We start from the raw sequence: 22,677 nt of genomic DNA on the forward strand, positions 1-22,677 counted from the left end.
TCATCCCGGCCAGCGCGGAGGAATGGCCGGTGGCATCGCCAACGCGTGCGGCTTCACTCATGATAAATTCCTTTTATTCCTGGCGGATATCCACAGGCTGACGGTAGCTTGCCAGCACCTGTTGCAACAGGGCTTCATCCTGCGGCGACGGCTTACGCGGCTGCGCCAGGGTAAACACCAGTACGCGCCCTTCCGCCAGCGCAAACACCGCCTGGCGCTGCCAGATTCGCTGGCCGTCGCGCAGATAGCTGGCCGACACGCTTTCGCCGGGCAGCTGTTCCCCGCCCAGCGTCGCCGGTTCGCGCCCCTTCAGCACCCAGCCTTTCAGGCTGGCGGACAGGGTGGCAAGCTGGCGGGTGATGTAGTCCGCCACGGCTTCACCGGGCTGNAGCGTGTCGCGCGAGATATTGAGGGAGGGGGACGCATCGTCGCCGGCCAGCAGCACGTTNACGGTGCGGTCGCTGTAGCCTTCCGGCAGCGTCACGCTGCCTTCCGTGAAGGTACAACGGGAAAAATCGGGCATGGCCTGCATCCTTTTGATTAACCGGGTTTAAGCATCGCATAAGACAGGCGCAAATAAAATCCATCGTTCGGTTTTGAGCAAAAAAACGGCTGACAAAACAGATGAGAAAGCCGGTTTCCCGGCTTCAGATTGTTGTCCTTGCAGACGGCTTTTTGTTGTGTGCCGGTTATGCTGACCAGCCTGAGGAGAAAGTCCCGCCGTCAAGCCGGATCATGACGAAGCACAGGTGACGAGCTGCCGATGACACAAGCGCCGTATCAGGGCGATACGGCGCTTGTGCGCAGCAGGTTAGTGACGTGACGTCAGAACCTGACTGATGCGCTGCGCCAGCAGACGGCGGTTTTCCTTATCGCTCATCATGCTGGCATGATCGCCATTTACCCTCTCAACGCTCAGTTGACCATCATTGTACAACGCGCTCCAGCCCAGATCCTCCAGGCGGGCCGTCTGCGCGACAAACTGGTTAAACCTGGCTGCATCGGCGAGCAGCAGCGGATCGACATCCGGCACCGGTAAGGTTTCCTCCGCCGCAATCAGATGAACACGCGGCAGCACCGGGCGCTGCGACGCGCCGCTGCACAGTTGTTGATAATGATAGCTTTGCTGCCAGCGTTCAGGCGATACGGCAAACAGCTGCTGTGTTTCCGGCAGATTTAACTGCTTAACGCGTTGATAAACCGCATCCCTGTCCAGCTGCATCAGCTCTTCAATCAGCGATCTATCCCACTGCTGCGCCAGCACGGGTGCATTAAACAGGAACATATTCACCAGCCACGGGTTAAAGGCAGGCGCGGGCGCAGCCCCGGCGAGCGTATCGATCAGGCCGAGTAGCGCCACCTTCTCTCCGGCCTCCTGCAACTGCACGCCGACTTCATGGGCCAGCAGCCCGCCGGAAGAGTAGCCGAACAGCGTATAAGGCCCTTTCGGCTGAACTTCCCGCACGATTTCCACCATGTGCCTTGCCAGCGCACCCAGCGTTTTCGGCTGGGCCGATGCGTGTTCAGGCCAGGGCAGGGCATAAACTGGGCAGTCAGTGCTGATGTCACGCGCCAGTCGGAAAGCGTAGGTATAATCGCCAAGGCCGGTAGGCATAAAGAAAACCGGTGGCTCTTTTCCTGCACTGCGCACGGCAACCGCGCGTGACTGCACGCTTTCATCGTGCGCGGCCACCGCTGCGGCAAATTCCCACAGCAGCGGTTTAGCGAACAGGGTATCTACACCGATACTGCCATACGGACGCAGGCGTTCGACCACGCGCACCGCCAGCAGCGAATGGCCACCGAGGTCGAAGAAGTTATCGAAGCGGCCAGGCTGCTCAACATCGAGCAGGTCACTCCAGATATCGGCCACAATCGCTTCGGCCGCCGTGGCGGGAGCGGCGTTTTCTGCCCGAATGAAGGCGTGCTCATCCGGCAGCGGCAGTCGATCGCGCGCCAGCTTGCCGTTAGGGGAAAGAGGCAGGCTGTCCAGCATCACCCAGGCGGCTGGCACCATATAATCCGGCAGGCTGTCATTCAACGATTGACGCAGATCGGCAGCGTTCAGCAGGCTGTGTGGAGGTAACACCACATAGGCGACCAGCTGCGGCTCCCCACGGCGATAATCGACGATCACCGCCGCTGCATCCACCTCAGGATGCGCCTGAATCGCCGCCGCAATCTCCCCGGGTTCAATACGCAGTCCGCGAATTTTCACCTGGTCATCGTTGCGGCCGAGATAGACCAGACTGCCATCGGGCTGGTAGCGCGCCAGGTCGCCGGTGCGATACATGCGTGCACCGGCAAGCTCGCTGAACGGATCGGCCAGGAAGCGCTCCGCCGTCAGCTCAGCACGATGGTGGTAACCGCGTGCAACCGGCGTGCCGGCAATATACAGCTCGCCGCAGGCTCCGAAAGGCACAGGCTGCCGTTCGTCGTTCAACAGGTAGATGCGGCTGTTGGCAATCGGGCGGCCAATGGGCACCGGCTGCTGCTGCTGTAACGCGTGACAGCGCCAGGAGGTGACATCAATCGCGGCTTCGGTAGGGCCGTAGTGGTTGAAACAGGTCACCGTTGGCAATGCGGCCAATACCTCTTTCAGCAGTTCGGCGGGCAGCGCCTCTCCACTGAAGACCAGGCGGCGCAGGCAGTCATCGCAGCGCCCGACCGGGTGATGTAAGAACAGCGCCAGCATGGAAGGAACAAAGTGGGCAGTGGTCACCCGCTGCTGTTCAATCAGTTCAGCCAGGTAAGCGGGATCTTTGTGACCGCCGGGCCTGGCAATGACCAGCGAAGCACCGACGATCAGCGGCAGGAAAAGCTCCCAGACTGAAACGTCAAAGCCGAAAGGCGTTTTTTGCAGGATCCGGTCGCTGGCGTCCAGGCCGTACTCATCCGCTGCCCACAACAACCGGTTGATCAGGCTGCGGTGGCTGTTTCCGGCTCCCTTGGGGTTGCCGGTAGAGCCGGAGGTGTAGATCACATACGCCAGATCGTCCAGCGAGTCCTCATCCGCAATGTGCTGAGGATTGCTGAGCGGCCACTCTCCCTCCAGTGGAATATCGAGCGCAAGGGTATCGACCTGATGTTCACCCAGCGCTGCACATCCGGCCGCGTCGGCCAGCAGCAGCGGCGCGGCAGCATCCTGCAAGATATAGTGCAGGCGCTGCTGCGGATAGTCCGGATCGAGCGGTAGATAAGCGGCACCGGTTTTCAGCACCGCCAGCAGCGCAACCATCAGCTGCGGGCTGCGTGCGGCGCAGATAGCCACCAGGCCATCCGGCCCGACGCCCCTGGCCAGCAACGCATGTGCCAGTCGGTTTGCCCGGCTGTTAAGCTCGCCATAACTGAGGGTTTGCTCCTCAAAGGTCAGCGCCAGCGCAGCGGGGTTTTGCGCCGCCTGCTGCTCAAACAGCACCTGAACCGGCTGGCTGGTCGGCCATATCACCCGGGTCTGGTTCAGCTCTTCCAGCATGAAATGCCGCTCCGCCGCCGGCAGGATATCCAGCGATTTCACCGCCGTATCCGGGGCTGTTTCCAGCGCATCCGCAATAGAGGTTAGCGCCTGGCTCATCCAGCCGCAGACCTGTTCCGGCGTTGCCATCGCCGTGGTCTGCGCGGTAAGGCCGAGCGCATCGCCGAAATCTTCCACTGACAGCACAAACGGATAGTTAGTGCGCTCTTCCGCGTCGAGTATCTGCATGCCCTCCGGCGTTTGCTGCATGTTGCGTGCATCGCTATGGCGGTAGTTCAGCAGGGCGCTGAACAGCGGNGCCGGGGCGGCGATGCCGCTGCANCGCTGCGCCAGCGCCAGCGAGGCATGTTCGTGCATCAGCAGTTCGCTAAGCGCCTTATGGGTCTCCTCTACCGCCTGGCGAATGCCGCGCTGGTCGATATCCAGCCGCAGCGGCAGCGTGTTGATAAACAGCCCCATGGTGCTTTCCGCGTCGCGGCCACCCTGCAGGCGACCGAGCAGCACGGTGCCGAACACCACCTGGCTGTTGCCGCTGGTGTGCGCCAGCACCTGGCCCCAGGCAAGGTGGCACAGGCTGGCGAGGCTGACGCCCAGTCTGCGTGCCAAATCGCGTAAGCGCTGGTTAAGCGCCACCGGCAGACGCTGGTGCGCTTCTGTTACCTGGCAGGCATCGTTGTACTCCCCGGTTAAGCCAAACGGCAGCGTTGGCGTATCGATGTCGCCCAGCATTTTGCGGAAGAACTGCTCATGATCCTGCTGACTGACCCCCAGCCGCGCCAGGGCAATCAGATTGCGGTAAGGCGTCGGCGGCGGCAGGCTGTCACCCTGTCCGGCATAGATTGCCGCGATCTCCTGCTGCTGAATGGCCAGCGTGGAGTGATCGCCGATCAGGTGGTGCCACATTTGCAGCGCATACCAGCGGCCATCATCCCCGCGGGCGGCGATCAGGCGCACCAGCGGAGGCTGGCTGAGGTCCAGACGAAAGTGCGCCAAATCGTAGCGCGACAGCAGCTGCGCCAGCGCCGGGGTACCGTCGTCCAGTTCCACTTCGGTCAACACCGAATCTGCCTCGCGCAGCACCACCTGGGCCGGCTCGCTCAGTCCTTCCCAGANGAAAGCGGTACGCAGCACGTCGTGGCGCGCCACCACCTGGTCAAGCGCCGCCGCATAGCGCAACAGGGCGGCGTGGCTGTCAAAGCTGAGCTGAACCAGCAGCAGGTAAGGATCGCCACCCGTCGCCAGCAGATGGTGGAACAGAATACCTTCCTGTAACGGCGACAGGCCGTAGATATCCTGGATGGCGGCTACGCCGCCGGGCATGCGCGCCGTCAGTCGGTCAATGGCGGACTGGGTAAGGGCGATCAGCGGCAGCATCTCCGGGGTGACCTGACGGCAGTCCGGCGTCAGCAGCAGCGGCGGCACGCTGACCTCCTGCTGCTGCTGGCCGAGGGTGGCGGCCAGCTCGGCGAGCGTGCGGGTAGTAAACAGTGCCTGCACGCTGGCGGACAGCTGCAGACGGCGCAGCCGCTCCATCAGGCGCACCGCCAGCAGCGAGTGGCCGCCGAGGGCGAAGAAGTTGTCAAAGCGACTGACGCGCTCCACCGCCAGCAGCTCTTGCCAGATCCCGGCCAGCGCCTGCTCGACCTCGCCCTGGGGTGCTTCAAAGGCGCTGCGGGCAAAGGCGCTGTCGTCCGGCCCCGGCAGGGCGCGCTGGTCAAGCTTGCCGTTGGCGGTCAGCGGCAGCTGCGCCAGGGCGATATAGGCGGCCGGGATCATCCAGTCAGGCAGGCGCGTTTGCAGATGGTCGCGCAGGGTTTCGGCCAGCGTGTCACACGGCTGATGCAGAGTCACCCAGGCGAGCAGCTGCGGTTCGCCGTGCCGTGTACGGGCGAGCACGGCGGCCTCGCGCACGTCCGGGTGTTCGCACAGGCGGGCGGCGATTTCNCCCGGCTCGATGCGGAAGCCGCGAATTTTCACCTGGTCATCGTTACGGCCAAGATAGGCCAGGTTGCCATCGGGCAGGTAGCGCGCCAGGTCACCGCTGCGGTACATCCGTGCGCCAGGCTGTGGGCTGAACGGGTCGGGCAGGAAGCGTTCCCCGGTCAGTTCTGGCTGGTTGATATATCCGCGTGCGACGCCCAGTCCGCCAATATAGATCTCGCCGGTTGCGCCCGTCGGCACCGGCTGCAGATCGTCATTCAGCAGATAAATGCGGCTGTTGGTAATGGGCTGTCCGACAGGGATATAACCCTCCTCGCACGGGCGATCCACCACCCAGGCCGTGGCGCAGACCGCCGCCTCGGTCGGGCCGTAAGCGTTGAGCACGCGGGTGCGCGGGCCAAGCGTATTGAGCAGTGCGGCGCTCGGCGCTTCACCGGCAAACACCAGGCACCGAGCGTGAGCCAGCGGCGCAGCATCAACGCCCCTGAACAGAGCCGGAGGCAGCGTGGCATGGGTGATCCCCTGCTGCTGAATAAATGACATCAGCATGGCGGCATCACGGCGCACCTCTTCGCCGATCAGCGTCAGCCTGGCGCCCTGACTGAAGGCCATCGCCACCTCAAACACGCTGGCGTCGAAGCTGATGGAGGCAAATTGCAGCACCCGGCTATCCGGGGTGACGGCCAGCATTGGCTGCTGGGCAAAGCACAGGTGAGTGAGCTGTTGGTGCTCTATCATCACCCCTTTGGGGCGCCCGGTGGAGCCGGAGGTGTAAATGACGTAGGCGAGATGGTGCGGGGCAACGGCGCAGTCCGGGTTTTCCGCCGGCCAGGCGTCGTCGTCGGCCGCACTCTCCAGCGCGATGGCGTTCAGGGCGGTGTCGCCGAGNGCTGTGCGTCCGGCCTCATCGGCCAGCAGCAGCGCGGGGCGGGCATCGTCGAGAATATAGGCCAGGCGCTCTCCGGCATAGGCGGGATCGAGCGGCAGATAAGCAGCGCCGGCTTTGAGGANCGCCAGCAGGCCGATCATCAGCTGCGGCGAACGGTCGGCGCACAGCGCCACCAGGTCATCGGGCTGCACGCCGTCGGCCAGCAGGCGGTGGGCGAGGCGGTTGGCGCGGGCGTTAAGCTCGCCGTAGCTGAGGGTGCCGCCGTCCCAGGCCAGCGCCACGGCGTGCGGGCAGCGGGCGGCATGCTGCTCAAGATGCTGATGCAGGCAGCGCGTGTCGCGTCCGGCCGGGGTGACGTTGGCGTCCAGCAGCAGCCGGCGGCGCTCCTCTTCCCCGAGCATCGGCAGGCGCGTCAGCGGCTGCTGCGGCTGCGCCAGCATTGCTTCCAGCACGCGCAGCAGATAGCCGGCGTGGCGCTGCGCCGTGTCGGCGTCAAACAGCGCGGTGGCATAGCGCAGCGCGCCGTGGATGCCGTGCGCGTCGTCGACCAGCGACAGCTCAAGGTCGAACTTGATGCGGGCGTAGGCGTCCGGCGCGGGGCTGGCGTGCAGGCCGTCAAGCGCGGGCTGCGCCGGGGCGGTCTGCCAGGCGAGCAGCACCTGGAACAGCGGGGCGTGGGCGAGCTGGCGCGGCGGGTTAAGGCGCTCCACCACCTGCTCGAACGGCAGTTCCTGATGCGCCTGGCCGTCGAGCACCTGCCGGCGCACCTGGTCCAGCAGGGCGGGGACGTTGGTATCGTGCTGCGGGCGGATGCGCAGCGCGAGGGTATTGACCAGGAAGCCGATCATCGGCTCCAGCTCGGCGCGGTCGCGGCCGGCAACCGGGGTGCCAATCACCAGGTCGTCGCAGCCGGCGAGGCGGCCGAGCACCACCGACCAGGCGGCAAGCACNGTCATATAAGGGGTGACGCCGTGCTGGCGGCTGAAGCGGCGCAGCGCGGCGCTGAACTCAGGGCCGAAGTCGACGGGCGCGGCCGCACCGGTGTAGCTTTGCTGCGGCGGTCGCGGGCGGTCGGTCGGCAGCGGCAGCAGGTCAGGCGCACCGTGCAGCTGCTGATACCAGTAGTCGGCCTGCAGCGACAGGCGCTGCGGGGTGAGGAACCGGCGCTGCCAGGCGGCATAGTCGGGGAACTGCAGCGGCAGCGGCGGCAGGGCGGCGACCTGTCCGGCGCGGCGGGCGTTATAGCAGGCGCTCAGNTCGCGCCACATCAGGTCGACCGACCAGCCGTCGGAGACGATATGGTGCTGGGTGACCAGCAGGCAGCAGCGTTCAGCGGGCAGGCGCACGAGGCGCGCGCGCACCAGCGGACCGCGCGACAGGGAGAAGGGCTGATGGGCTTCTTCCGCGCAGAGCCGCTGCAGCTGCGCCTGATGGTCGCAACGGTCGCGCAGGTCGTGGTGCACCAGCGGCGGTACGGCGTCCGGCGGCAGCAGGCGGGCGAAGGGCTGGCCATCCTGCTCGCTGAAGGTCATGCGCCAGGCCTCGTGGCGGGCGAAGAGGTCGCCGAGAGCGAGGTGCAGGGCGTCGGCGTCGACATCGCCGTGCAGGGTGACGGCGGCGGGCATGTTGTAGGTGGCGGGGTCTTCCTCAAGCTGCCAGAGGAACCANAGGCGCTGCTGGGCAAAGGAGAGCGGCAGCGGGCGGTCGCGGTCGGCGCGGATAAATGCGGGCAGGGCGTCACGCGGCGCGTCGCTGACGGCGGCTGCCATCTCTGCCAGCAGCGGGTGGGCGAAAATCTGCTGTACCGACAGGGNGCTGTCGTTGAGCTGGCGCAGGCGGCTGCTGAGTTTCACCGCCAGCAGGGAGTGGCCGCCGAGGGCGAAGAAGTCATCGCGGCGGCCTATGCGGCTGACGCCGAGCAGTTCGCTCCACAGGTCGGCAAGGGCCTGTTCGGCCGCGCCGAGAGGCGCTTCGAAGTCGGCGCGGGCAAAGGCGTCGTCGTCGGGCGCGGGCAGGGCGCGGCGGTCAAGCTTGCCGTTGGGGGTCAGGGGCAGGGCGTGCAGGGTGAGCCAGGCGGCGGGCAGCATATAGTCGGGCAGACGTCCGGCGAGGAAGTCGCGCAGCGCGGCGGCGGAGGGATTATCCGCCGTCGGGCGTGGGACGACGTAAGCCACCAGGCGCGGCTCGGNGCCGGGGCGCAGCTGAGCGGTGACGGCGGCTTCGCGCACGTCCGGGTGCTCGCTGAGCCGGGCGGCGATTTCGCCCGGCTCGATGCGGAAGCCGCGAATTTTCACCTGGTCATCGTTGCGTCCGAGGTAAATCAGGCTGCCGTCGTTAAGGTAGCGGGCGAGGTCGCCGGTACGGTACATGCGCGCGCCGGGCAGCGGGCTGAACGGGTCGTCAAGGAAGCGTTCTGCGGTCAGTTCGGCGCGGTTAAAGTAGCCGCGCGCCACCCCGGCACCGCCGAGATAGAGTTCGCCCACCGCGCCAAATGGCACCGGTTCTCCCTGCTCGTCAAGCACGTAGGCGGCGGTCCAGCCCATCGGCCGGCCGATGGCAATCTGGCTGCCGTCGTAATGATCCGGGCACGGCCAGAAGAGCGCATCGATCGCCGCCTCCGTGGGGCCATACATATTTCTGAACGCCACGCGTGGCAATACCGACTGGCACTGTTTCAGGTGTTCCGGCGTCAGCGCCTCGCCACCAAAAATCACCAGCCGCAGCGGGCTGGCGTTGTCAGCCGACTGGGTTGCAAGGAAAGGTGCCAGCGTGGAGGGAACAAACTGCGCGATGGTGACCTTTTCACGGCTGACAAGATCCGCCATGCGCTGCGGATCCTTAACGTCTGCATCGCTGGCCAACGCCAGGCGTGCGCCGCACTGCAGCGAACAGAATATCTCCCAGACGGACAGATCGAAATTGAAGGTGGTTTTCTGCAGGAAAACATCGTCAGTGCAGAACCCATAGGCCTGCTGCATCCAGTCCAGACGGCACTGCACGGCGGCATGGTCGAGCATCACCCCTTTTGGCTTGCCGGTCGAACCGGAGGTATAGAGGATATAGGCCAGGTGATGCGCAGTGAGTGCGGTATCACGACGCAGCGGGTTATGTTGCGGCCAGCTCCCCGGCAGACTTTCCTCCAGCGACAGGGCAGGGACATCCACCTCACCCAATGCTTCACGTCCGGTATCATCATGCAACAGCATGACCGGCTGGGCGTCTTCAATAATGTAGGCGAGTCGCTCCGCCGGATAGCTCGGATCAAGCGGCACATAAGCGCCGCCCGCTTTCAGGATCGCCAGCAGAGCGACGATCATCGACGGACTGCGCGACACGCACAGCGCAACACGGCGATCGGGGCCGACGCCGGCCTCCATCAGATAGTGCGCCAGCCGATTAGCGCGGGCATTCAGCTCGCCATAACTGAGCCGCTGTTCACCACAGGTCAGTGCGATCGTCTGCGGGTTAGCGGCTGCCTGCATTTCAAACTCATCGTGCAGGCAACGGTTCGCCGGATAAGGCCGGTTCGGCTGGTTTAAGGTTTCCAGCAGCAGCGTGCGCTCTGCGGCAGGCACCACGCGCAGTTGACGCACAGGAGCCAGCGGCTCTTTCTCCAGCGCCGTAAGCAGTGAGGCGAGCGCCTGGGCCATCCAGCCACAGGCGTGTTCAGGATCGATCTGAGAGGTGACCTGGGCGCTAAGGCCGAGCGACAGGCCATCATCATCCACGGCCATCACAAAGGGATAGTTGGTGCGCTCTTCACCGCTCAGCAGGGTGGTGCCGGCTGGCATTGGCAGGCTGCCATCGCTTTCCTGATTATGACGGTAATTCAGCAGGGCGCTGAACAGCGGAGCCGGGGCGGCGATACCGCTACAGCGCTGCGCCAGCGTCAGTGAAGCATGTTCATGGCCCAGCAGGCGGCTCAGGGCGGCGTGCGTCTCCTGTACCGCTTCACGCGTGGCGCGCTGGTCGATATTCAGCCGCAGCGGCAGGGTATTGATCACCAGACCGAGGATGCGGTCCGCTTCCGGCCCGGCCTGCAGGCGGCCGAGCAGCACGGTGCCGAATACCACCTGGCTGTTGCCGCTGGTGTGCGCCAGCACCTGGCCCCAGGCGAGGTGGCACAGGCTGGCCAGNCTGACGCCAAGCTGGCGCGCCTGTTCGCGCAGGCCACGGCTCAGGGCGTCCGGCAGCGTAAGATGCGCCTCGCTCACCCCCTGTCCGTCGGCGTGCACGTCGCTCAATCCGAAAGGCAGCGTGGGTGTGTCAATATCGCCAAGCATATCGCGGAAGAATGCCTCATGCTCCTGCTGGCTGACGCCAAGGCGAGCCTGGGCTATCAGGTTACGGTAAGGCGTTGGCGGCGGCAGGCTGTCTGCGCGACCGGTGCAGAAAGCTACAATTTCTTCCTGCTGGATCGCCAGCGCGGCATGGTCGCCAATCAGGTGATGCCACAGCTGCAGCGCGTACCAGCAGCCGTCACCGTCGCGTGCGGCGATCAGGCGCAGCAGCGGGGCCTGGCCGAGATCCAGACGGTAGTGGCGCGGATGGAAGCGTGCCAGCAGCTGATCCAGCGCCGGGGCGTTGTCGTCCAGCTCCAGCTCGGTCAGCACCGACTCCACCTTGCGCAGCACCACCTGGGCCGGTTCGCTCAGGCCCTCCCAGACAAAGGCGGTGCGCAGCACGTCGTGGCGCGCCACCACCTGGTCAAGCGCCGCCGCATAGCGCAGCAGGGCGGCGCGGTCGTCAAAGCGCAGCCGGGCGACCAGCAGGTAAGGGTCGCCTTTGTCGCTCATCAGGTGATGGAACAGGATACCTTCCTGCAGCGGTGCAAGGCCGTAGATGTCCTGGATGGCAGCAACGCCGCCGGGCAGGCGCGCCGTCAGGCGATCGATTTCCGCCTGGCTGAGGGCGATCAGCGGCAGCATCTCCGGGGTTATCTGACGGCAGTCCGGCGTCAGCAGCAGCGGCGGCACGCTGACCTCCTGCTGCTGACCGAGGGTGGCGGCCAGCTCGGCGAGGGTGCGGGTGGTAAATACCGCCTGCACGCTGGCGGGCAGCTGCTGGCGGCGCAGCCGCTCCATCAGACGTACCGCCAGCAGCGAATGGCCGCCGAGGGCGAAGAAGTTATCAAANCGGCTGACGCGATCCACCGCCAGCAACTCCTGCCAGATAGCGGCCAGCGCCTGCTCAACCCCACCCTGTGGTGCTTCAAAGGCGCTGCGGGCAAAGGCGCTGTCGTCCGGCCCCGGCAGGGCGCGGCGGTCAAGCTTGCCGTTGGCGGTCAGCGGCAGCTCAGGTATGGCAATATACGCCGCCGGGATCATATAAGCCGGCAGGCGCGTTTGCAGGTGGTCGCGCAGGGTTTCGGCCAGCGCGTCGCACGGCTGATGCAGGGTGACGTAAGCGACAAGCTGCGGTTCGCCATGCCGGGTGCGGGCGATCACCGCCGCTTCACGCACGTCCGGGTGTTCACCCAGGCGGGCGGCGATTTCGCCCGGCTCGATGCGGAAGCCGCGAATTTTCACCTGGTCATCGTTGCGTCCCAGATAGGCCAGGCTGCCGTCGGGCAGNTAGCGGGCCAGGTCACCGGCGCGGTACATGCGTGCGCCGGGATGCGGGCTGAACGGGTCGGGCAGGAAGCGCTCCGCGCTCAGTTCGGGGCGGTTCAGGTAGCCGCGAGCCACCCCGGNTCCGCCGACGTACAGCTCACCGGTAGCGCCGGTCGGCACCGGCTGCTGCCGTTCGTCCAGCAGGTAGAGGCGTAAATCGGCGATGCGCTGGCCAACCGGGCTGTGCGTCAGTNCGGTATCGGCGCGGGTCAGCAGGTGCCAGGTAACGTGCACGGTGGTCTCGGTGATGCCGTACATATTGACCAGCTGCGGCGCATCCTCCGCGTNGCGTTGATACCATTCGCGCAGGCTGGCGGTTTCCAGCGCCTCACCGCCGAAAATCACCCAGCGCAGCTGATGGCTCAGGCCGCTGTTGGCCTCGGCGCGGGCAAAGGTTCTGAACGCCGACGGCGTCTGGTTAAGTACCGTGACCCCGTGCTCGCACACCAGGCGCACGAAGTCGGGGGCNGAACGGGTGACCGCCGCCGGGACGATCACCAGCCGTCCGCCGTAGTACCACGCGCCCCAGATCTCCCAGACGGAGAAGTCGAACGAGAAGGAGTGGAACAGGCACCAGGTATCGCGCTCGCTGAAGCTGAAGGTTGGTGCGGTGGCGTGGAACAGGCGATCCACCTGGCGGTGTTCGACCATCACGCCTTTCGGCTGGCCGGTGGAGCCGGAGGTGTAAATGACGTAGGCGAGATGGTGCGGGGCAACGGCGCAGTCCGGGTTTTCCGCCGGCCAGGCGTCGTCGTCGGCCGCGCCCTCCAGCGCGATGGCGTTCAGGGCGGTGTCGCCGAGGGCTGTGCGTCCGGCCTCATCGGCCAGCAGCAGCGCGGGGCGGGCATCGTCGAGAATATANGCCAGGCGCTCTCCGGCATAGGCGGGATCGAGCGGCAGATAAGCAGCGCCGGCTTTGAGGATCGCCAGCAGGCCGATCATCAGCTGCGGCGAACGGTCGGCGCACAGCGCCACCAGGTTGTCGGGCTGCACGCCGTCGGCCAGCAGGCGGTGGGCGAGGCGGTTGGCGCGGGCGTTAAGCTCGCCGTAGCTGAGGGTGCCGCCGTCCCAGGCCAGCGCCACGGCGTGCGGGCAGCGGGCGGCATGTTGCTCAAGGTGCTGATGCAGGCAGCGCGTGTCGCGNCCGGCCGGGGTGACGTTGGCGTCCAGCAGCAGCCGGCGGCGCTCTTCCGGCGGCAGGATGTTCAGATGGCGAACGGGGGTTTCGGGCGACTGCTGTAGCGCGGTAAGCAACGACAGCATCGCCTGCTGCATCAGGGCGCAGATGCGCTCCGGCGGCACGGCCGCCACGCTCTGGGCGGTAAGCCCCAGCGAACGATCGTTGTCCTCGACTGAAAGCACGAACGGATAGTTGGTGCGCTCTTCCATAGTCAGGATGTCAACCCCGTTAATCAGGGGCTGCGTGACGTCGGTGTCATTGTGACGGTAGTTCAGCAGGGCGCTGAACAGCGGAGCCGGGGCGGCGATGCCGCTGCAACGCTGCGCCAGCGCCAGCGAGGCATGTTCATGACCCAGCAGGCGGCTCAGGGCGGCGTGCGTCTCCTGGACCGCTTCACGCGTTCCGCGCTGGTCGATATCCAGCCGCAGCGGCAGCGTGTTAACAAACAGGCCGAGGATGCGGTCGGCTTCCGGCCCGGCCTGCAGGCGGCCGAGCAGCACGGTGCCGCACACCACCTGGCTGTTGCCGCTGGTGTGCGCCAGCACCTGGCCCCAGGCGAGGTGGCACAGGCTGGCCAGNCTGACGCCAAGCTGGCGCGCCTGTTCGCGCAGGCCACGGCTCAGGGCATCCGGCAGCGCGAGGTGCGCCTCGCGCACTCCCTGACCGTCGGCATGCACGTCGCCCAGCCCGAAGGGCAGCGTGGGCGTGTCAATGTCGCCGAGCATCGCGCTGAAAAAGTCCTCCTGCGCCTGCTGGCTGACGCCAAGACGGGCGTGAGCCACCAGATTGCGGTAGGGAGCCGCCGGCGTCAGGCTGTCACCGCGTCCCTCGCAGACTGCGGCGATCTCTTCCTGCTGGATCGCCAGCGCGGTATGGTCGCCGATCAGGTGATGCCACAGCTGCACGGCGTACCAGCGGCCGTCACCGTCGCGNGCGGCGATCAGGCGCAGCAGCGGGGCCTGGCCGAGATCCAGACGGTAGTGGCGCGGATGGAAGCGTGCCAGCAGCTGATCCAGCGCCGGGGCGTTGTCGTCCAGCTCCAGCTCGGTCAGCACCGACTCCACCTTGCGCAGCACCACCTGGGCCGGTTCGCTCAGTCCTTCCCAGATGAAAGCGGTACGCAGCACGTCGTGGCGCGCCACCACCTGGTCAAGCGCCGCCGCATAGCGCAGCAGGGCGGCGCGGTCGTCAAAGCGCAGCTGGGCGATCAGCAGGTAAGGGTCGCCTTTGTCGCTCATCAGGTGATGGAACAGGATACCTTCCTGTAGCGGCGAAAGGCCGTAGATGTCCTGGATGGCAGCAACGCCGCCGGGCAGACGTCCGGTGAGGCTGTCAATATCCGCCTGGCTGAGGGAGATCAGCGGCAGCAGGTCGGGGGTGACCTGACGGCAGTCCGGCGTGAGCAGCAGCGGCGGCACGCTGACCTCCTGCTGCTGACCGAGGGTGGCGGCCAGCTCGGCGAGGGTGCGGGTGGTAAATACCGCCTGCACGCTGGCGGGCAGCTGCTGGCGGCGCAGCCGCTCCATCAGGCGTACCGCCAGCAGCGAATGGCCGCCGAGGGCGAAGAAGTTATCAAANCGGCTGACGCGATCCACCGCCAGCAGCTCCTGCCAGATAGCGGCCAGCGCCTGCTCGACCTCGCCCTGTGGTGCTTCAAAGGNGCTGCGGGCAAAGGCGCTGTCGTCCGGCCCCGGCAGGGCGCGGCGGTCAAGCTTGCCGTTGGCGGTCAGCGGCAGCTCAGGTATGGCAATATACGCCGCCGGGATCATATAGGCGGGCAGCCTGTCGGCGAGGAAGGTGCGCAGTACGGCGGCGAGATCCTCCAGCGGCTGCTGCGTGACGATGTAGGCCAAAAGCTGCGGTTCGCCATGCCGGGTGCGGGCGATCACCGCCGCTTCACGCACGTCCGGGTGTTCACCCAGGCGGGCGGCGATTTCGCCCGGCTCGATGCGGAAGCCGCGAATTTTCACCTGGTCATCGTTGCGTCCCAGATAGGCCAGGCTGCCGTCGGGCAGNTAGCGGGCCAGGTCACCGGCGCGGTACATGCGTGCGCCGGGANGCGGGCTGAACGGGTCGGGCAGGAAGCGCTCCGCGCTCAGTTCGGGGCGGTTCAGGTAGCCGCGAGCCACCCCGGCTCCGCCGACGTACAGCTCACCGGTAGCGCCGGTCGGCACCGGCTGCTGCCGTTCGTCCAGCAGGTAGAGGCGTAAATCGGCGATGCGCTGGCCAACCGGGCTGTGCGTCAGTNCGGTATCGGCGCGGGTCAGCAGGTGCCAGGTAACGTGCACGGTGGTCTCGGTGATGCCGTACATATTGACCAGCTGCGGCGCATCCTCCGCGTNGCGTTGATACCATTCGCGCAGGCTGGCGGTTTCCAGCGCCTCNCCGCCGAAAATCACCCAGCGCAGCTGATGGCTCAGGCCGCTGTCGGCCTCGGCGCGGGCAAAGGTNCTGAACGCCGACGGCGTCTGGTTAAGTACCGTGACCCCGTGCTCGCACACCAGGCGCACGAAGTCGGGGGCNGAACGGGTGACCGCCGCCGGGACGATCACCAGCCGTCCGCCGTAGTACCACGCGCCCCAGATCTCCCAGACGGAGAAGTCGAACGAGAAGGAGTGGAACAGGCACCAGGTATCGCGCTCGCTGAAGCTGAAGGTTGGTGCGGTGGCGTGGAACAGGCGATCCACCTGGCGGTGTTCGACCATCACGCCTTTCGGCTGGCCGGTGGAGCCGGAGGTGTAAATGACGTAGGCGAGATGGTGCGGGGCAACGGCGCAGTCCGGGTTTTCCGCCGGCCAGGCGTCGTCGTCGGCCGCACTCTCCAGCGCGATGGCGTTCAGGGCGGTGTCGCCAAGCGCTGTGCGTCCGGCCTCATCGGCCAGCAGCAGCGCGGGGCGGGCATCGTCGAGAATATAGGCCAGGCGCTCTCCGGCATAGGCGGGATCGAGCGGCAGATAAGCAGCGCCGGCTTTGAGGATCGCCAGCAGGCCGATCATCAGCTGCGGCGAACGGTCGGCGCACAGCGCCACCAGGTTGTCGGGCTGCACGCCGTCGGCCAGCAGGCGGTGGGCGAGGCGGTTGGCGCGGGCGTTAAGCTCGCCGTAGCTGAGNGTGCCGCCGTCCCAGGCCAGCGCCACGGCGTGCGGGCAGCGGGCAGCATGCTGCTCCAGATGCTGATGCAGGCAGCGCGTGTCGCGTCCGGCCGGGGTGACGTTGGCGTCCAGCAGCAGCCGGCGGCGCTCCTCTTCCCCGAGCATCGGCAGGCGCGCCAGCGGCTGCTGCGGCTGCGCCAGCATNGCTTCCAGCACGCGCAGCAGATAGCCGGCGTGGCGCTGCGCCGTGTCGGCGTCAAACAGCGCGGTGGCATAGCGCAGCGCGCCGTGGATGCCGTGCGCGTCGTCGACCAGCGACAGCTCAAGGTCGAACTTGATGCGGGCGTAGGCGTCCGGCGCGGGACTGATGAGCAGGCCGTCAAGCGCGGGCTGCGCCGGGGCGGTCTGCCAGGCGAGCAGCACCTGGAACAGCGGGGCGTGGGCGAGCTGGCGCGGCGGGTTAAGGCGCTCCACCACCTGCTCGAACGGCAGTTCCTGATGCGCCTGGCCGTCGAGCACCTGCCGGCGCACCTGGTCCAGCAGGGCGGGGACGCCGGTATCGTGCTGCGGGCGGATGCGCAGCGCGAGGGTATTGACCAGGAAGCCGATCATCGGCTCCAGCTCGGCGCGGTCGCGGCCGGCAACCGGGGTGCCAATCACCAGGTCGTCGCAGCCGGCGAGGCGGCCGAGCACCACCGACCAGGCGGCAAGCACNGTCATATAAGGGGTGACGCCGTGCTGGCGGCTGAAGCGGCGCAGCGCGGCGCTGAACTCAGGGCCGAAGTCGACGGCAGCCGCCGCACCGGGGTAGCTTTGCTGCGGCGGTCGCGGGCGGTCGGTCGGCAGCGGCAGCAGGTCAGGCGCACCGTGCAGCTGCTGATACCAGTAGTCGGCCTGCAGCGACAGGCGCTGCGGGGTGAGGAACCGGCGCTGCCAGGCGGCATAGTCGGGGAACTGCAGCGGCAGCGGCGGCAGGGCGGCGACCTGTCCGGCGCGGCGGGCGTTATAGCAGGCGCTCAGNTCGCGCCACATCAGGTCGACCGACCAGCCGTCGGAGACGATATGGTGCTGGGTGATCAGCAGGCAGGTACGGTCGCCGGGCAGCAGCACGAGACGCGCACGCACCAGCGGGCCGTGCGCCAGCGAGAAGGGCTGATGGGCCTCTTCTTCGCAGAGCCGCTGCAGCTGCGCCTGATGGTCGCAACGGTCGCGCAGGTCGTGGTGCACCAGCGGCGGTACGGCGTCCGGCGGCAGCAGGCGGGCGAAGGGCTGGCCATCCTGCTCGCTGAAGGTCATGCGCCAGGCCTCGTGGCGGGCGAAGAGGTCGCCGAGAGCGAGGTGCAGGGCACCGGCGTCGACATCGCCGTGCAGCGTGACGGCAGCGGGCATGTTGTAGGTGGCGGGGTCTTCCTCAAGCTGCCAGAGGAACCANAGGCGCTGCTGGGCAAAGGAGAGCGGCAGCGGGCGGTCGCGGTCGGCGCGGATAAATGCGGGCAGGGCGTCACGCGGCGCGTCGCTGACGGCGGCTGCCATCTCTGCCAGCAGCGGGTGGGCGAAAATCTGCTGTACCGACAGGGNGCTGTCGTTGAGCTGGCGCAGGCGGCTGCTGAGTTTCACCGCCAGCAGGGAGTGGCCGCCGAGGGCGAAGAAGTCATCGCGGCGGCCAACGCGGCTGACGCCGAGNAGTTCGCTCCACAGGTCGGCAAGGGCCTGTTCGGCCGCGCCGAGAGGCGCTTCGAAGTCGGCGCGGGCAAAGGCGTCGTCGTCGGGCGCGGGCAGGGCGCGGCGGTCAAGCTTGCCGTTGGGGGTCAGGGGCAGGGCGTGCAGGGTGAGCCAGGCGGCGGGCAGCATATAGTCGGGCAGGCGTCCGGCGAGGAAGGCGCGCAGCGCGGCGGCGGACGGATTATCTGCGGTCGGGCGCGGGACGACGTAAGCCACCAGGCGCGGCTCGGTGCCGGGGCGCAGCTGAGCGGTGACGGCGGCTTCGCGCACGTCCGGGTGCTCGCTGAGGCGTGCGGCGATTTCGCCCGGCTCGATGCGGAAGCCGCGAATTTTCACCTGGTCATCGTTGCGTCCGAGGTAAATCAGGCTGCCGTCGCTCTGGTAGCGGGCGAGGTCGCCGGTACGGTACATGCGGGCAGCGGGCAGCGGGCTGAACGGGTCGTCAAGGAAGCGTTCTGCGGTCAGTTCGGCGCGGTTAAAGTAGCCCAGCGCCACCCCGGCACCGCCAATCCAGATCTCACCTACCGATCCTGGTGGCACCTGCTGCATCGCCTCATCCAGCAGGTAGATTCGGGTATTGGCTATCGGGCGACCAATGGTCTCGCTTATCGCTCCGTCCCGCGTATAGCGGTGCCATGTTGAATAGGTGGTGGTTTCCGACGGGCCATACAGATTGCACAGCTGCTGAATGTGGGTTTCAGCAAAAATGCGTTTAATCAGGCTGGCACTCAGGGCTTCGCCCGCCAGGTTCAGGCTGGCTAATGCTTCAGGGAACTGCCGGTTATTCAGCAGCGCCTGGGCGGCGGAAGGAACGGTGTTCAGCAGCGTGATATCACTGTTGGCGGCCAGCGCCAGCGCGTTTTCACCGATATGCACCGCCGCGCCGCGTATGAGCGGAGCAAAACATTCATAGACTGAAAGGTCGAAGTTAAGCGAGGTGGCACTGTAGGTGCGCATCATCTCCGCCTGACTGAATGCGCTTTGGCTCCAGCAGAGGAAGTTAACCATATTCTCATGGCTGATCATCACGCCTTTCGGTTGCCCCGTCGAGCCTGATGTATAGATAATGTACGCCAGACTTTGCGGCGTCAGGGCAGGATGGTGCAGTTCGGGATTATGGTCGGGATAGTCGCGCAGCAGAGCTGCGTCCAGCGCCAGCGCAGCAACGGAAGAGTTTGCCATCGTCTGACGTCCCAGCGCATCGGTCAGCAGACAGACCGGCGCGGCGTCCTGCAGAATATAGTGCAGGCGTTCGCCCGGATAGGCGGGGTCGAGCGCGACGTAAGCCGCCCCCGCTTTGAGAATGCCCAGCATGGCGATAACCATATCAACGCCGCGCTCCAGGCAGAAAGCGATACGTTGCTGCGGTGAAACGCCACGCGCCAGCAGGCAATGAGCCAGCTGGTTGGCGCGCTGGTTAAGCCCGGCGTAAGTGAGTTGCTGCCCGCCGCTCACCAGCGCAACGGCTGTGGCGCTCCGCTCCGCCTGGGCTTCAAACATCTGCGTCAGGTATTGCGCCGGGGGGGGAGCGCTGGCAGGCGCGTGCCAGCTATCCAGCAGCTGGCGATCGGCGGCGGTCAGTAGCGGTAAAGCCGCTGCGGGCATGTCGGCGTTTTCGGTGCGCGCCGCTGCGCTTAGCAGCGCTTGCAGACGAGGCGTCAGACGCTCTGCTTCTTCAGTGCTCAGGAAGCTGGCGTTATAAACCCAGCGTGCCGCTTTCAGCTCGTGGTGCCACTGCAGCTCCAGCAAACTGACCGGCGGACAATCTGTGTCCACCGGGGCGGTATTATTCACCACGCGGAGGGCGAAAGCGCGGGATTTCTCATCGTTGCTTTGCAGCCACTCCGCCGGGCAGGGGAGATGACTGTGCAGAGCGCTGTATTCCTCACTGACGGCATCGGCGATCTGGCTGAATGGTAAGGAGAGATCGACAGGAACGGCAAAGGGGACGACCGCAGCAAACAGCGCTTCAGGCGCGGGTTGGCCTTGGGAACTTAACCGTACGCCGACAGGTGGCAATGCCAGCCGGGTATCTCGTGCGATATAAACCAGCCAGGCTGTAAGCAGTGCAGGCAGTGCATTCTCCTGTTCAGTGTCGATCGTTGCCCATTCCGTTGTCTGCCAGCGCGGCAGTACATGAGGTTGTTCAGGCCGTGCCGCTGATAACCAGCCGCCGTCACGCTGCTTCAGGCGTTCGCTCCACCAGGCCTGGCGTTCAACCGAATTCTGCCATTGCCGGGTTAGCTGTCGGGCTTCATTTTCGCTGATGATTTTCAGCGTCGATCCGGGTCTGATACCTGAGGCTTGCGCCAGGGCAACCGGACAGCAGGCGGCTCCATCAAGCGTGGTAAAGCCCTGAATGTGCACTGCACCATCGGCGACGGCAATCTGCCAGCCGTGGCTATCCGCCGCCAGCAGGGTGCCCGGCGCAGCCTTAACCGCATTGGCTACCGGATGAAGTTTACTGAAGCTGACAAGGGTGTTATCCAGCCATATTTTACTGACCGGCAGCGGGCCGTTGCCCGCGCCGACACACTGACCGGCATAAAACTGGCTCAGCAGCTGATTAACCTGTCGGTCCCAACGCAGTACACCGGCATCGGCAGGGCGACGGCGCAGGGCATAAAAACTCTGCGCCAGCTGCGGATGAGCGTGCAGTTCGGCCGCTTCGTCCAGCTGTGAAAGCGGCATATCCGCCGCCCCGGCGAGCTGTTCAAGGTAAAAGTCGAGCTGGCTGCCAACGGCGGCAAGCTCTCCTGGCCGATGACCTTCAATCGCGTCATCCAGCAGGATGTCCACTCCACCATGCCGGGAGTCGCCCCAGAAAGTAAAGTGCATGTCACTGCTGTCGATATGGCGTCCGAAATGCGCTTGCGTCTGGCAATGCTGGAAAGTGGCTCCCTGGTCAAACAGCATAATGTTCACATGCGGTCCGAACCCCTGTCGGGCGCTTATCCCGGCGTGGCGCTGGATGGCCTGTGCGCGGTAGCGCTGATGTGGCAATACCCGTCTTAGTTCTTGCCCAACGGTCGCCAGCACTTGCTTCACGGTTGCCTGTGCAGGGAGGTTGAGGATCAGCGGAACAACGTTAGAGGTCATGCCGGGCTGTTCGGCGTTCCAGGTGCCTTTCACCGGCAGGCTGAGACTGACCGTTTCTTGACCGGTGAGATGGCGCATCAGCAGCGCAACCGCACTGAGGTAGATAACAGGCTCTTTGACTTCCTGCTGGCTGGCCGCTGACCGTATACGTGCGCGTTTTTCTTCCTGCAGGCGCTGGGTATGACGTACGTTTAGCGCTCTTCTCTCTTCGCCAATAATACGCTGCGTCATGGCCGCAGAGGGCAACCTGCTGACGTATTGCTGCCAGAATACGGCATCTTCCTTGCTGCTGGAGGAGGTCAGCCAGGCTTGCTCCTCCCCGGCCAGCAGGGAAGGATTCAGCCAGGGAAATGTCGGCAGCGACGAGCCAGTCATCAAGGCGTTGTAGCTGTCTGCCAGCAGGGATTTAAGGATTGTCCATGAGCGCACATCGATCAGGCTGTGATGAAGCCAGGCTGCGAGGCTATAGCGTGCGTCGCCAAGCTGGCATAGTTTGAAATGCGAAAGCGAGCCGTCTGTGCATCGTTTGCCCGGCGGGGTTTGCACCAGCAGCTGCTGAAATTCCGCTTCAGGCGCAGCGTGGCCGCGCAAATCGGTCAATTCCAACGCTGGCAGACTTGCCGGAGCAGGCTGTTGCCATAAACGGCCATCCTGATACAGCAGACGCGTTTGCAGCAGGGGAACCTGCTGACACAAATGTTCCAGCGCTTGTGCCAGCTTATCGACGTCCAGCTGCCCGTTGATATCCAGTGCAAATGAAAGCCAGCAATTCGCCTGCTGATGCGTCTCTTCTATCAGGAAAATTTCTTCCTGCGCGAGGGTTGATGAGGTCAGTTTCAAGTTGTTACTGTCAAAAGTAGAAGGTGAGGCTGGGTTATTCGCATTCATACTGATGTTATGACCTTATTTATAGTTTGCGATATTTAATCTGCATGACAGAGCACGAAGGGGATAACGCACCGACAGCGGCGTTTCTGCATTGATGTCTTGTTGACCGTTTCATCGGCGAAATGGGTTTTTCTGTCAGTGGGGTAAAGGATTCAGGCTGGTTTTTACCGTGCCGGACAATAAGTGGCGCAAATACGTAAGCGGATAGGATAACATCCAGTTTCTCCATATTTATCTATAAGTAAAACCAGCGTTTAATTTCGTAGGACTCTGGCTCGGCCTTGGTTCACAGGTTTATTTGCTAAATTATAGGTGGTAATACATAAGAGAAAATTCCCTTTTTCCGAAAACTTTTATTCGTCACTTACGCGTAAAGGGGGAGGCGTGTGGGGGCATGCAGGAAACTGAAAAACGTGGTGTGGTAAGAAGGAGTCAGGTGAGTTTTATCAGGAGCTATGCAGGCAAAGACGAACAGCGTTCAGCCGGGATGCGGCAACCCGGCGTCAAGGGGCCGGTAGGGCGTTACCCCGGCAGTGATACCGGGGTTGGGTATGGGATCATTAAGAGAAATGGATTGGGAAATAAAGCGTTATGGCTTCTTAGGCCAGTCGTCTTCGTCATCCCATTTATCATTAAAATCACGATGCGGCGGCAGATCAGGCTTGTTTTCCATGTACTTTTTCGGATCGATGCGTTTCAGATCTTTATAAACGTTCATCAGAATGCCGACCATCAGCAGGATCACCAGAACCCACCAGTACTCTTTTAACCATGCCATC

The 22,677-nt window shown here is 64.9% G+C and carries 3 protein-coding genes; all 3 read right to left on the reverse strand.

Features of this window, described 5'->3' with window-relative positions:
* Nucleotides 1-73 precede the first annotated feature (73 nt).
* Nucleotides 74-523, reverse strand: coding sequence for a DcrB-related protein (locus EPYR_RS05695; RefSeq protein ID WP_012667204.1), 450 nt, complete (start codon nucleotides 521-523; stop codon nucleotides 74-76).
* 288 nt (nucleotides 524-811) lie between these two features.
* Nucleotides 812-21,898 (reverse strand): non-ribosomal peptide synthase/polyketide synthase, encoded by a 21,087-nt coding sequence (locus EPYR_RS05700; RefSeq protein WP_041474171.1) that lies wholly within the window; start codon nucleotides 21,896-21,898, stop codon nucleotides 812-814.
* 589 nt (nucleotides 21,899-22,487) lie between these two features.
* Nucleotides 22,488-22,676, reverse strand: a complete 189-nt coding sequence (locus EPYR_RS05705) for a YpfN family protein (RefSeq protein ID WP_012667458.1) — start codon at nucleotides 22,674-22,676, stop codon at nucleotides 22,488-22,490.
* Between the last annotated feature and the right edge of the window lies 1 nt (nucleotide 22,677).

Origin of the sequence: Erwinia pyrifoliae DSM 12163, assembly GCF_000026985.1 — a bacterium.
Taxonomy (GTDB): Bacteria; Pseudomonadota; Gammaproteobacteria; order Enterobacterales; family Enterobacteriaceae; genus Erwinia; species Erwinia pyrifoliae.